The organism is Clostridium sp. MCC353 (assembly GCF_018785315.1).
Lineage (GTDB): Bacteria > Bacillota > Clostridia > Lachnospirales > Lachnospiraceae > CHH4-2.
On the sequence record NZ_WQPN01000165.1, the window covers coordinates 1 to 284 of the forward strand.

The window sequence follows — 284 nt, forward strand, 5'->3', positions numbered from 1 at the left end:
GTGCGGATATCGCCTTCTTTGAATTCCACATTCAGTTTGATCACTTCGCCCTTGCGGCCTTCTTCATAAGCGGCTTTCTCCATTACTCCAGGACGCACTGTGGACATCTGGGGACGGTGGTTCGGGCACACGATGGTTGCCATTAAGTTTCCTCCGAATGCAGGACGGGTCTGTTTGATCTTCTTGTCTTCCGGATCAATCTCTAACTTGGTACAGTCTGCTGTCAGTCCTGTGTTGGCTTTCACTGCCAGGCAGGGGCCAAGGTCACGGCCGATATGGGTTGC

The 284-nt window shown here is 52.8% G+C and carries 1 pseudogene; it reads right to left on the reverse strand.

The annotated features are described in order from the left end of the window. Positions 1–284: pseudogene (locus GPL15_RS24975) on the reverse strand (electron transfer flavoprotein subunit alpha); the annotation flags it as partial.